At 30.3% G+C, this 13,612-nt stretch carries 13 protein-coding genes; 4 read left to right on the forward strand and 9 right to left on the reverse strand.

What is annotated here, in order from left to right:
- The first annotated feature begins 96 nt into the window (after positions 1-96).
- Positions 97-2,121 (forward strand): M13 family metallopeptidase, encoded by a 2,025-nt coding sequence (locus ACTU6T_RS14245; protein WP_460218864.1) that lies wholly within the window; start codon positions 97-99, stop codon positions 2,119-2,121.
- Between the two features lie 77 nt (positions 2,122-2,198).
- Here the strand turns inward: ACTU6T_RS14245 and ACTU6T_RS14250 are convergent, their stop codons facing one another.
- From ACTU6T_RS14250 to ACTU6T_RS14290, 9 genes are all read right to left on the reverse strand, one after another.
- Positions 2,199-3,008: an energy transducer TonB gene (locus ACTU6T_RS14250; RefSeq protein ID WP_460218865.1), complete on the reverse strand. Its 810-nt coding sequence runs from the start codon at positions 3,006-3,008 to the stop codon at positions 2,199-2,201.
- A gap of 298 nt (positions 3,009-3,306) precedes the next feature.
- On the reverse strand, positions 3,307-4,242 hold the full coding sequence (locus ACTU6T_RS14255; RefSeq protein ID WP_460218866.1) for an L-histidine N(alpha)-methyltransferase: 936 nt from the start codon (positions 4,240-4,242) through the stop codon (positions 3,307-3,309).
- A 121-nt stretch (positions 4,243-4,363) separates the two neighbouring features.
- Positions 4,364-5,131 carry a nuclear transport factor 2 family protein gene (locus ACTU6T_RS14260; protein ID WP_460218867.1) on the reverse strand — a complete coding sequence of 256 codons (768 nt, stop codon included), beginning with the start codon at positions 5,129-5,131 and terminating at the stop codon, positions 4,364-4,366.
- Between the two features lie 12 nt (positions 5,132-5,143).
- Positions 5,144-6,055, reverse strand: coding sequence for a nuclear transport factor 2 family protein (locus ACTU6T_RS14265; protein ID WP_460218868.1), 912 nt, complete (start codon positions 6,053-6,055; stop codon positions 5,144-5,146).
- Positions 6,056-6,072: 17 nt separating this feature from the next.
- Entirely contained in the window at positions 6,073-6,420 is a 348-nt protein-coding gene (locus ACTU6T_RS14270; RefSeq protein WP_460218869.1) for a DUF1622 domain-containing protein, read from the reverse strand.
- A gap of 9 nt (positions 6,421-6,429) precedes the next feature.
- The gene (locus ACTU6T_RS14275) at positions 6,430-6,894 is read right to left on the reverse strand and encodes a hypothetical protein (RefSeq protein WP_460218870.1); all 465 of its coding nucleotides are present in this window, start codon (positions 6,892-6,894) and stop codon (positions 6,430-6,432) included.
- Positions 6,891-7,760 carry an SPL family radical SAM protein gene (locus ACTU6T_RS14280; protein WP_460218871.1) on the reverse strand — a complete coding sequence of 290 codons (870 nt, stop codon included), beginning with the start codon at positions 7,758-7,760 and terminating at the stop codon, positions 6,891-6,893. The genes ACTU6T_RS14275 and ACTU6T_RS14280 overlap by 4 nt, the downstream gene beginning before the upstream one ends.
- A 105-nt stretch (positions 7,761-7,865) precedes the next feature.
- Positions 7,866-8,741, reverse strand: coding sequence for a helix-turn-helix domain-containing protein (locus ACTU6T_RS14285; RefSeq protein WP_460218872.1), 876 nt, complete (start codon positions 8,739-8,741; stop codon positions 7,866-7,868).
- Positions 8,742-8,743: 2 nt separating this feature from the next.
- Positions 8,744-9,316 carry a TMEM175 family protein gene (locus ACTU6T_RS14290; protein WP_460218873.1) on the reverse strand — a complete coding sequence of 191 codons (573 nt, stop codon included), beginning with the start codon at positions 9,314-9,316 and terminating at the stop codon, positions 8,744-8,746.
- A gap of 480 nt (positions 9,317-9,796) precedes the next feature.
- On the opposite strand from ACTU6T_RS14290, the gene ACTU6T_RS14295 reads away from it, so the two are divergent.
- The 3 genes from ACTU6T_RS14295 to ACTU6T_RS14305 all read left to right on the forward strand — a co-directional run bounded on the left by ACTU6T_RS14295 (position 9,797) and on the right by ACTU6T_RS14305 (position 13,490).
- Complete coding sequence (locus tag ACTU6T_RS14295; RefSeq protein WP_460218874.1) at positions 9,797-10,348, forward strand: dihydrofolate reductase family protein; 552 nt, start codon at positions 9,797-9,799, stop codon at positions 10,346-10,348.
- Positions 10,349-10,350: 2 nt separating this feature from the next.
- Positions 10,351-10,914, forward strand: coding sequence for a TetR/AcrR family transcriptional regulator (locus ACTU6T_RS14300; RefSeq protein WP_460218875.1), 564 nt, complete (start codon positions 10,351-10,353; stop codon positions 10,912-10,914).
- 869 nt (positions 10,915-11,783) lie between these two features.
- Positions 11,784-13,490, forward strand: a complete 1,707-nt coding sequence (locus ACTU6T_RS14305) for a LytTR family transcriptional regulator DNA-binding domain-containing protein (protein ID WP_460218876.1) — start codon at positions 11,784-11,786, stop codon at positions 13,488-13,490.
- Positions 13,491-13,612: the final 122 nt, after the last annotated feature.

Raw genomic sequence — 13,612 nt, forward strand, 5'->3', positions numbered from 1 at the left:
TAAAAAACTTCAATTATTGTAAATGTGCTATTTATTAGGATTGCATTAAACACGATGAAATCCATATCTTTGAGAAAAATCAAAAAACGTTTAATTATGAAAACATTGCACTACTTTGCATTAGTAGTATTAGTTTGTATGTCTTGTAAAAAAGAAACGGCAACAGCTAATAATGATATCGATATCAAACCTATAATTATAGATGGCATCGATTCCTCAATCAAACCTGGAGATAATTTCTTTAATCACGTTAATAAATCATGGATGGACAATGCTGTGATTGCAGATGATCAAGTTGGAGTTGGAGCATATCGATTTTTAAACATTCCACAGCAAGAATTACTGAAAAATATTCTGGAAGACGTGTCAAAAACTGAGCATTCAAAAGGAAGTGTAGAGCAACTTGTTGGAGATTTTTATGCTTCTGGTATGGATACAACTAGCATTAATGCACGTGGTATAAAACCGATTCAACCAATTTTGGATCGAATAGACGCCATTTCAGACATTGAATCCTTAACTCAATTTGTTACATCACAACTAAAAACAGGTGATTATTCAATGTTTGCACCTTATATTTCTCCTGATCAAAAAAATAGTTCTGTAAATATCCTTCATATGACACAAACTGGGCTTGGCTTACCAGATCGTGATTATTATTTTATTGAAGACCCATCAGTTGCACAAATACAAAACGCTTATAAAGCATATATAAAACGATTATTCGAATTGGTTGGTGATACTAATGCTAAAGCGCAGGCAGACATTGTTTATGGAATTGAAAAACAATTGGCCAAATCTCATAAAACAAGAATTGAACGTCGTGATGTAAAAGCTAACTATAATAAAATGTTCATTTCAGATTTAGATAGCAAACATGATAATATTAATTGGCCAGGTATATTAGAAACCTTAGGAGCAAATGTAGATTCAATAGATGTTGCGCAACCTGCATATTATGACGCCCTAAATACAATGCTAGCTTCTGTGCCTATTGAGGATTGGAAACTTTATCTCAAGGCAAATTCCATAGGATCTCATGATAATATATTGAGTAAACCTTTCCAAGATGCCTCATTTGAGTATTCAAAGGTACTATCTGGTCAAACAGAACAACAACCTCGAGATAAACAGATGGTACGTCGTGTTGACCAACAAATTGGTTTTGCTTTAGGACAACTTTATGTGAAACGTTATTTTAATGAAGATGCAAAAAAGCGTGCCTTAGATTTAGTTAATAATTTTCAGAAAGTCCTAGAAAAACGTATTGATAATCTAGATTGGATGAGTGATAGTACTAAAATAAAAGCTAAGGATAAATTACATGCAATAAACAAAAAAATTGGGTATCCTGATGTATGGAGAACCTATGATGTTAGTATAGATAGAAATCAATTTTTCGAAAACGTAGTTGCTTTACGTAGAGATAATTACGAATACCAATTAAAACAATTAAATAAAGCTCCTAATCGTGATGAATGGGGCACTACACCATCAACAGTAACAGCCTATTATAATCCGTCATTAAATGAAATCGTATTCCCAGCGGGAATCCTTCAATCTCCATATTTCGATTTATATGCAGATGACGCGTTGAACTATGGAGGCATAGGTATGGTAATAGGTCACGAATTCACACATGCATTTGATGACCAAGGCGCACAATATGATAAAAACGGAAATGTAACTAATTGGTGGACCGAGGAAGATTATACCAAGTTTAAAGCTAAAACCAATCAAATTGTAGAGCAGTATGATGCGTTTACAGTATTGGATAGTGTGCAATTAAAAGGAGCTTTAACTGTTGGTGAAAACACTGCAGATAATGGAGGGATTGCTATTGCATATGATGCTTTTAAACTTACTGAACAAGGACAAGACACTACTAAAATAGGAGGTTATACACCTAATCAACGCTTCTTTTTATCTATAGCTAATATTTGGCGTGTAAAAATGCGTGATGAATTTTTACGTAACTATGTGGCTAATGATCCACATTCTCCGCCAATGTGGCGTGTTAATGGACCATTAATGAACTTTACACCATTCTATGAAGCCTTTGATGTAAAGGAAGGAGAAGCCAATTATAGAGCTGAAACCGATCGTATTAAGATCTGGTAAAGTTGTAACTTAAATCAAAAAAAGACCTGATAATAGGTCTTTTTTGATTTTTAGTAGTATAATAAGATACAACTGTACTAACATCCCATTAAACCAAAGGATACTACCAATTTTTGATCTACAGGTTCGCCTTTATCATTTTTGGCAGGCTGCCAAGTACCTGGTGTGTTTTTAATCAGTTCAATCATTTTTTTATCTACTTCAGGATAGCCTGAAGCTCTATCTAAACTAACCTCTTCTATATTTCCTTCTTTATTCACAGTAAAATACAGCTTAGCTGGTTTAAGTTGTTCTGGATCAACATTGATTAAAACCGATTGGCAACTCTCTTTTAGAAATGATTTTAAAGCAGCTTTACCATGAGAATATATTGCTTCATATTCTGGAACAATAGTAAGATGTGGTGTTCGATAATTATCAGTTTGATGTCCATTTGTTTTTGGTTTTTCTTCATAATCTACACGCATTACAAAATTAGTAGAGTAAGTAGAATTTCTCAATAAGTTGATTTGCGCATCGGTAAGCATTTTACTTTGCCCTTTTGCCCTATGGCTAGACATTTCCTCATTTTCTATAAGGGTAATACTTGTTGATTTCACTTTAGCAATTTCTAACATGATTTCATCATCTAAAAACGCTTCAATAGAGGTAATCGTATTGATTTTCGATTTTTTAATTCCTGAAAATCGCGGACCAATATCATATATAAAATCCGGAAAAACTTTAAAAGTGTTGGTCACCATATTTTGATCTTCAATTGGTATGGTGCTAGTAGTTTTTAATACTGTATCCTTTGTACTGCTTTTTGATGTCCAATTGTAAGCACTAATACTTCCAATAATGAGACTAGTTATAATTACAAAAGTAATGACTGTTTGCTTTTTCATATTCGTTTATATTTTGATGATGAGATAAAACTAGAACAACCAAATGATAAAAGTGTCAATCAAATGTCAAATAAGTGTCAAATGTTATAATCGATTGTCCTATTAAAGAATTTATTGCTAACTAATTTGAAACTACCATTAAAAAGTTTCTAGTCAAAAATTATAATTATCATAGAAAATAGTAATAAGTCTTGTTGAAGGTAGATATTCAATAATGAAATGATAATCTAAAGTCACCTACATTCTATAAAGTTTTTATTTTTTCTAATACTTTAACCTTAGAGAGAAGTGTAATAATTTAAATACTCCATAAACTATCAGTAAAGTAATGCTTGAAATCTAAAAAATTATGAATCAATTTAAACTTTGAAGATTTACAAATATTCTCTATTTCGGCAAAGGAATACTTCTTTGATAATTCTGTCCAAATGAGTTCATTATAATCAAAAGAATAGGTTTTATCTAAAGCTTTAATATAAACATCTTGCAGTTTTAAACTTATTAAATAACTTCTAACTTCTCCATTTAATGGATTGTAATGACAATAAAAATCGAATTTATCTAACCTAAAATCTGCTCCTAATTCATTGTTAATTCTGTGTAATAAATTCATGTTAAATGCTTTAGTAATTCCATGAGGATCGTCGTAAGCATTTTTTATAGTAATTGGATTTTTCTGTAAGTCGAAACCAATTAATAATTTGTCATTTGGTTTTAAATGGTTTTGAATATTTTTTAAGAAATATTCTGCTTCTTCATTTTTAAAATTCCCAATATTACTTCCTAAAAACAACACTAAACTTGATATATCATTTGGCATTGTACTTAAGAGTTTAAAATAATCACCTACAAAAGGTGTTACTTTTAAGCCTGGAATTTCTTTAGCTACTTTTTCTAATAAAATATCAATTGCTTTTTTTGAAATATCAACAGGAATATACGTAAACTCTAAACCAAGTTCTATAAAGTTCTTTAAAAGCTTAATAGTTTTATAACCATCTCCAGCACCAAGCTCAATAATATTAAATGAGCAATCAAAATTTAAAGCATCAGCAATTTGTTTTGCTTGAAGTGATAGTATTACAAATTCAGAATCTGTTAAATAATACTCTGGCATAGCCATAATCTCTTGAAAAATTTGGCTACCATTGTCATCATAAAAATATTTAGAAGGTAAATATTTTGGTATTGCAGATAATCCATTATCAACATCTATTTTAAATTGTTCTAGCATAATATTTAACAAGTCAAATTCTGTAAACTACTATTTCTCATTAGGATGAAAGGCGGTCCAAATTGTAAAAGATTCCACAAGTTATTAAACTTGTGAAATCCTTCGCTATTAATCAAGGAATTTAAAATTTCCCGCTATTTGTCAATTCAGAACGTGGTGGAATAGGCTCTTTATTGTCCCAATGTTCTACAATCATCCCGTCTTCAATTCTAAAAATATCGAATCCTGCAAACTCATTTCCTTCTATAACAATCTTGCAGTAGCTTACTACATAATTTCCTTGTCCTATTATCTTAAAAATAAAATCGTAATAGATATCTTTTTCAGCTAATAATTGCTTTATTGGTTCTATCCCGTTCGGTAAATGCGCAGCATGCTGAATATAATCCTTGTGGATGTACTGATCTATCATATCGTATTTACCATTCTGAAATACGTTATTAATGAGGTTCTTTACAATTTCTTTGTTCTCTTCAGTTTTATCTAAATCGTTTAATTCAAAATCACCAAGTACTACATCATTGCCAGAAACTGTATCTTCTACTTCAGTATAAGCAGCTATCACATCCCAATGCTCAATCATTTTATCATTTTCATCTGTGTCGAACATATCAGTAGTTACCCATTTTGCCTTTCCGTTGTCAATATCCTGATAAACATGAACAAATACATGTCTGCCATCTTCAATCGCTCTAATCACTCGAATATCTCTGTCATTAGTTCTGTTTAAAAAATCTGCGAAGAATTCTTTAAATCCAGCAGCTCCATCAGGAACACCTGTGCTATGTTGTGTATAACGAGCTCCTGTGTATTTATCTACAACATCAATATGTCCTTCTTTAATACCTTTTAAATAAAGGTTTTTAGCAGTTTCTAATTTTTTACTCATAATTATTATTTCTTAAAATTTTCCATTATCATTTTTCCATTCAGATTTTGGTGGAATAGGTGCCATAATTCCCCAATGCTGATTAATTTTTCCATCTTGAGTACCTAAAAAATCAAAATATGCATATGGTTGACCAGCAAACTTCCCAGAAGACATCACTAGAACAAAACTACCTTCTCCATATACAGCATGTATTTTATCATATTCCATTACTATACCTTTTTTGGCAAACTCTCCCAAGGCTGCTTGCAAACCAGTTGCTCCATTTGCAATATCAGGATGATGCTGAATGTAAACATTATTTGCTATAAAATTGTCTATTTTACTTACATCTCCTTGAACTAAAAGTGTATTTATATAGTTTTTACCCAATGCTTTATTAGCTTCTGTTTTGTCTATTTCATTTTGTTTAGTCACACCATCTAATTGTGTGTTCCCACTTGGGTTTGGTTTTGAAGCTAATGCCATCATATTATCCCAATGCTCAACAATAAGTCCATCCTCAAACCTAAATACGTCAATTACAACCAATGGTTTTTTATTATTCCATGCACCACTATATAGAGATTGTAACACTACAAAATCACCATCAGAGATAGTTCTATAGGTGTTTACAAGAGTTCCTTTAAAGGCTCCAGATTCGACAGCTCCAATCACTGGTCCTATTCCATTTGGAAAACCAGGATTATGCTGAATATATTTATTAGGGTTCACATAGTTTTTCATAGCAGTTGCATCTCCAGTCTGGAAAGCTTGTAAGACTGCTATTGCCTTGTCTCTTTTTGAAATTTCGGATTTCGCTTCTACTTTCTGCTCTACATTTTGAGCAATTGCTTTAATTTCTTCTTTTTGATTTGATTGACATGACACTAATGTGTACATGCAAAGCATTAAAATCGATAATTTGTGTGTTAGTGTGTTCATTTCTTTTGTTTTAAAGATTAATTATTAATTGTTTTTTGCCAAGGAAATTTGCCTTCTAATTCTACTTCTAAAGACATACTCATAAACGTTCTAATGAGTACAATTAGTCCCAAAACGGCAGCTGACCTTAGTGTTGGTTCTGTAGTAACGGTTTCCATGATGTCTGCAGCTATTAAGATTTCTAAACCCAAAAGGATAGATTTACCTAAAGATTGTCTTAAGCTTATGTAAGCTGCTAGGTTTTTCTTTTTAATAGAAATTAAAAATGTGACTATTGAATATACCGTTCCAAAGAAGATGACCAATATTCCAATGAATTCAATGGCTTTGGTAACATAGTGTATATATGTTTTTATATTTTCCACAGTTGATACTTATTTTTCTACTAAAGTCAAATCTTCAATGATGCCACCATCAAATCGCGTGAATTGATTTTTTGTCCCGAATCGAAATATTCCTGAAGAATACATCACATTATTATTGAAATTGAAGATTAGTGTTGTGTAATCTGGATGAGAAGCTTCTAACCAACTAACGATATACATTTTATCTCCAATTTTTCTAGAGCTATACGGCAAATCTTTATTGCCGTTCCCTTTTCTTGGACCTACAATCCATTGATATTTTAACATGCCATTATAAAACTCAATGTGTATTCCACCTCCATTTTGATAATAATAGTTCATGGATGTTCCATCTAGTAAATGTTCCGGTTTCTTCGCTTCTGCTTCTTTTTTTACTTGTTCTAAAGAAGTATCTGTTGGTTTGTCTTGGGCCATAGTTAGATTTATGCTAGCTATTGTTACAATAAGTACTACAATTGTTTTTAAGTGTTTCATTCTACTAAATTTTGATCGGTTATATGATGAATAATTTCATCAAACTTTAATTTTAGATCATGTTTTAAAAGGTTTTCTCTTAAAATTGGCTCTATTTGTTCTCGATATTTTTTAAGTTGAGATGTTGTATATACATCTTGAATTTCTTGACTTTCTTCTTTTAATAGTTTGTTCATTTTCGGACGAACATATTTAGGAAGATTTAAATATTCAATTTTTACATCGTTAGTTCCAGCAGCTTTTATTTCAGAAAACAGCTTGTCAATTAATTCTGGTTTTAATTTCATATGAGGCAAAAAAGGTCCTATAAACACATAGGTTTTAATACCCGCATCATTTAACTTTTTTAATGTTCTTAATCTTGAGCTTGCCAGTGGCGCTTTTACTTCTAGAAATCGACTTAACTTATCATCTGTTGTAGTAATCGACATCCCAACTTCTAGATTTGGAATTTTCTTTAACAGCTCTAAATCATCTAATATCATTGGCGATTTAGTTAAAATACCTACTCTTCCTTGATACTTGTTTTTTGCAAGTACTTCTAAAATGCCTCGACTTAAACGGTACTTTTTTTCTACACCTTGATAAGGATCAGTCACTGTACTCATTGCAATCTTTGGATGTGGATTTTTCCTCATTAATCGCTGAATATCTTTTTCCATTAATTCAATTGCATTCGTCTTTACATATACATAGTTTCCCCAATTATTATTTGTTTCTCCAACAAATCGTCCCATAAAACTGGCAAAGCAATACATACATGCAAATTGGCAACCTGTATATGGATTTATTACATAATCTGCGCTGGGAACTTGAGTTGTTCCAATAATGGATTTAGCTTCTATTTCCTTGATTTTGAATGGCATAAATTCTATATTTATTTACACCACAAAATTAAAGTTGAGCTAATTGTTGTGAAAGGTGAATTATTTAAAAAAGATGTAAATAAGGGTAAATCTCAAAACATAAATCTATTTTAGAATAGCATCCTTAAATTGACTAGGTGTTTGATTGGTGTGTTTTTTGAAAAACTTTGCAAAATTGGTAGTTTCATCAAAACCAAGAAGATAAGATACTTCGCTAACGTTATTATGGCTCTGAGCAAGATACCGCTTGGCATGCAATATGAGCATTGAGTCAATAAACACTTTTACTGATTTATTAGTAAATGACTTAACCGCCTTATTAAGTTGGTGACCAGAACAACCTAACATGTTTATATAATCAACAGCATTCCTTGTGTGGAATATATGCTGGTCTAAAGCCTTTTGAAATTCAATGAATAAAGTCTTTTCTTGGTTTTCTACTAATTCTATAGGGAGAAGTTGAGATTGTACCTTTAAAATTAAAGTCCGCAATAATGTTTGCAATACTTCTTGTTTTAATTGATATTCGACACTTTCATATTCTTTATGAATGAGTTGAATTAAACCTAAAAAAGTACTAAAATGTTTCTTTTCTTTGATATTAGTTATTGGACTGTATAATGCTGTATTATAAGGATAACTGTATGTTAATTCATTAAATCGCAGTTGATTTTTATACAAGAAATTTTCTGTAAACAAAATAATATAACCATTACTACTTCTATGCTTTTGCCAAGAATGCACTTGGTTTTTACCCACAAATAAAATGCTTCCTTTTTTGAAATTATAGGTTTCAAAATCTATATAATGCTCACCTTTACCATTTTCAATGAAAAGAATTTCATAAAACTTCAGAACTTTTGGTGGAGTTAGTAAAGAGGTATCATACTTGTTATAAAAGCTCTTCATTGTTAGAATCTCAAATCCTATCAACTCTAAATCTTCTTTGAAAAGTAATTTGGGAAGCTCTTTATTATCCATCTTTAATTTACTGATATTTCTATTTGTTTATTAGGCACAAGCCAGATAAAAGCTACTATTACATAGCAAGCAACAGCAAGCCAAGGAAAGTAAAATGATGCTAATAATCCAACAACATAAATAAATAGTGAAATTTTCTCTTTATTTCTTTTGCCAAGAATTTTTGTTAAAATAAAATCGCTACTATGTTCTTTAATAATAATCATTTGCAAAATTGTAAATGCTACACCAGACATTAATAGTGTAATACCATAAAATATAAGTGGAATAGCTTCTAAATGATTTTCTCCTAACCAGGAAGTCGTAAATGGGATTAGTGAGAGCCAAAACAAAAGGTGCAAGTTTGCCCATAAAATTTTTCCATTTACTTTTTTGGTTACCTGAAATAGATGATGGTGATTATTCCAATAAATACCTACATAAATAAAGCTTAATAAGTAACTAATAAATATTGGGATTCTAGGAATTAAAGCATCAAAAGAGGTGTCTTCGGGTGCTTCTAGTTCTAGCACCATTATAGTAATTATAATCGCTAACACACCATCACTAAATGCTTCTAATCGATTGGTTTTCATGTTTTTTTACTTCAATTAATCTAAATTACAAATTTTGTTTTTAAACCATTAGTTTATTTATGCTCTACAAAAATCGGATGAATTTATTTGTTGCAAAAGGTAGATTATTAAATAAATAAATGCAATTGTGGTAAATCTGTTAAAAATGATCTCATAAAACTTTAGTTCATTATTTTATATTGTTTTATTGAGGTTTTCGCGAATCTCCTATGTCTATTTGGATAAAACAGACATTTAAATAATTGATAAATAATATCAAATATTTAATTCTGTAGATAATACCTGCAAGAAAACTAAACTCATTTAAAATTCACGAGCACCTATTTATCTAAATAGGAGTGGAGCGAGAAAACACTTTTTTCGGTATGATTGCATTGAGTGCAGTTAAAGTATAGGAAGGAGGCTAAATGAGTTTGGAGTGAATTATAATTTTAATATTAAAATTATACACTGTATATTTACGCTTTTAAATATATAAATATGAAAGACAATTATTCACAAGGCTATGTATTTATGGCAGCAAGTTTAGATGGTTTTGTAGCACGAGAAGATAATTCATTAGACTGGTTAATGAAATTTGGAGTTGATGAAAATGATGACAGTTTTGAAGAGTTCACAAAGAGTATGGATGCACTTGTAATGGGAAGCGGCACTTATAAAACCGTAATTGGTTTTGACCAATGGCCTTATAAAATGCATACCTACGTCATGAGTAGAACATTATCCCAAAAAGATGTTCCAGAAGAACTACAAAATAAAGTAACTATCAAAAATCTAAACCCTAAAGATCTTATGACGTTTCTTTATAAAAATGATTTAATAAACATTTATGTTGATGGCGGTAAGTTAGTTCAGTCATTTATTAATAACGGTTTAGTAAATGAAATCACGCTTACGCAAATACCAATTCTTCTAGGCAAAGGCAAAAGGTTGTTCGGAGAGCTAGAAAAGGATATTGATTTAGAATTAATTAATTCTAAACCGATGAAATTTGGGTTTGTACAAAACCACTATCGCATAATTATTAATTAATTATGTCAAGCAATACTATTGGAAGACCCACAAATAATAAGTTGATTTTATCTAAAGATCAAATTCTAAAAGAAGCTCTTAAAATTCTTGATGAACAAGGCGAAAAAGAACTTTCATTTAGAAAATTAGCTAAAGTATTTGGTGTTACAGCAATGGCTTTAAAGCATCATGTTGGTACTCGTCATGATATATTAAAGAGCCTTGTAGACATTGTCTATGAAGATGTTAATAGTATTTTAGCGACTAATGATTCTAAAGAAGCGATTAAACAATTGTTGGGAAACTATTGTAAATGTGTGTTTAAGCATCCTAATGTATCAAGGTTATTATTGACAGATCACTCACTAATTAACCAGGAGTTATTTCATTTAACCTATGAGATTAGGAAACATGCTATTTATTTAATAAATGATGAAAAAGAAGGAATTCTATTTGCTGATATAATTGTTGATTATACTCATGGTTTTGCATTAGCTGTGGCATCTCAAAATGAAAAAACAGATTTGGGTGTATTGACAATTGATGATTTTTATAAAGGCTTAAACTGGTTACTTCAAAGAGTGTAGATATTATGAAATATACAATAAAAGGCGCGCGTCAAATTTACTTAAATGTACTATAATGTTCTTGCGTGTAGTTTATCCTGAGCGAAGTCGAAGGGTAACTTGAGCTTTACTCATATGCTCTTATTCTATGGAATTCGTGAATCTCCTAAAAAGTCGATTTCTTAAAATTTATACTCTTGTGGCAAGCTCACGAGAATCACGTAAAATTTTTTGTGACGTATATTTTATCGAATACGCGAATTTTAAAACAAGACGAAAAGCAGAGCTTTTATAATGCGCTGGCAAGCGGCTGGAAATTATTCGCGGGTTTTTATTGTTTTAATATGGTGCTCATGAATGCTTCGCATTTGAGTTATAAATAAATTGCAACAAGCAATTTTCATTTATATAAACAATAAGCGTTGGCAGCGGATATTTTACATAACGTCAAATTATAGTTACATTTTAATTTCCTAAATGTCAATCGCTCAGAATCGTTTAAAAAATTATTTCTTGATCATTGTACAGAATATTCAAGTTTACGAGAAGCTCTATTTTACATAGTATCATTATAGCTACATTAAATACGAACATTAATTGCCAACGCGCCATCATTCTTATAATATCGCTTTATCCACTGGATAAACCAATATTATAAAATGTACTATAATGTTCTTGCGTTATGTAACTTGAGCTTTGGATAAAAGCGAAAGTTTAGATTACAGTTTCTTCAAAAAATTTAACTCCAAAAGTTTTTTTACGATTTTAATGGAACACTTTTTATGCGACGACGTAGGAGGGAAGCGTAATGTGTGTGGAATGGATAAATTTGCCATTATTTTCTTTTGTCAAAAGAGTTTATATTTGAAATACAATAAAATCAATAATTAATGTTTAGAAAGCATATAATAATAATTTCCACACTTTATTTTTTCACAAATATAAGTTTGTGTTTTGCACAAAATAGTGATTTAAATCAGAGACAACAAGATAGTTTAGAAGTTATTAAGTTATTAGATTTAAGTATGCATTATTACTATAATGAGCATAATTTAGATTCAATGTTACATTTTACTAAAAAGGCTCTTTTAATTAGTAAATCGAAAAAGATTGATTATTTAACTACAAGAAGTTATAGCGGAGTTGCAATTGCTTATTTAACAAAAAATGAATTTAATAATGCTAAAAAAAATATAGATAGTGCTTTAATTTATGCTAATAAAACAAATGACAATAATATCATTATAAGGTCTTTTATTCTTAAAGGAGGCTATTATGAAGGAATTAAAGAGTTTGATACTGCAATTAAGACCTATCTTAAGGCCTTAAAAATTGCAGATGATGCAAATAATAGTATATCTAAAGCTGATATTTATTACAGAATAAGTAGCCTTTATACTAAAATGAATAATGTGAGTAAAGTCAAAGAGTTTCTTGATAAAACTAGTACTATCATTAAAAAATATCCAGATAAAGTACCTCCACATATACAAATGGGAGTTTTAGAAAATAATGCCTTTTATTTTGAAAAACAGTCACTAAAGCATCCTGAAAATAAGGCGTTAAAAGATTCTCTAATCAAGTATTACAATTATGGATTAGAATTCGCTACTAAAAACAAAGTTCTACAAAAACAAGGCGGCATGCATGCGTTTATGGCAATGTACTATCTAAATAAAGATATGTTTAAAGAAGCCGAACCTTATTGTAAAAAAGCGTTGCAATACAAAACTTATTTGGACGCAGTTTCACTTAATTTAATCTATTCTGCACTACCACATATTGCGTTGTATAACCAAGAAGATTCAAAAGCTATAAAGTATATAGATACCTTGCTTAATCATATACCAATGCACTCAATAAAGGATAGCATAAATGCTTATCATGTTGCCTATGAGGTTAATTTTGCCTTAAGGAATTACGAGGATGCTCAAAAATACAATAGTCTTAAAAAGAAACTTAAAGACTCATTATATAACAAAGAACTAGAAAAAATTGTAGAAGAACTTCAAATAAAATACGACACAGAAAAGAAAGATGCACAAATAATTGCACAGCAACTTGAGAAAAAAGACATTGAAAATAAGGCAAGAGTTAACTATTTATTATTTGGATTTGCGTTTTTATCCTTACTTATCATTGCAACAATATTTTACTTCAAGAATAAGAATAAGAATTTACAAACCAAGTTAGATTTAGAGCAAACCAAAGCTGCCTTGTTTCGTTCAGAATTAAATCCAAACTTTAAGCCAAATCCTCAAAAAAGCACCAATAGCAAAATTCTAATTAAAAGCCAAGATGTAAGTGAGCTTTTAAACATCAATGATATTATTAGATGCGAAGCTGACGGTACTTATGCAAAAATTATAACTACAACAAAAACATTGTTATCTTCAAAAAACTTGAAATATTATGAAAACATATTAGCATCTCATGATTTTATTAGAGTTCACAATTCACATTTGGTAAATGTCGATTATATTCAAACCTTTAATAGGCAAATTCAAGATGGTTTGCAATTACGCAATGGTGACAAAATACCTGTTTCGGCAAGAAAGAAAAAAGCCATAACAGATTTTTTAGATGCATTAAGCTAAAAAACCCATGTTCTAGATAAATGCAATTACACTTACCTTAAAATACAATACACCTACAAAACAAACCACTACAGTAGCTAATCATAATAGTAGTAAACACAGCCTCTAAAGCTATTTTTGAG

The organism is Psychroserpens citreus, from assembly GCF_055686305.1.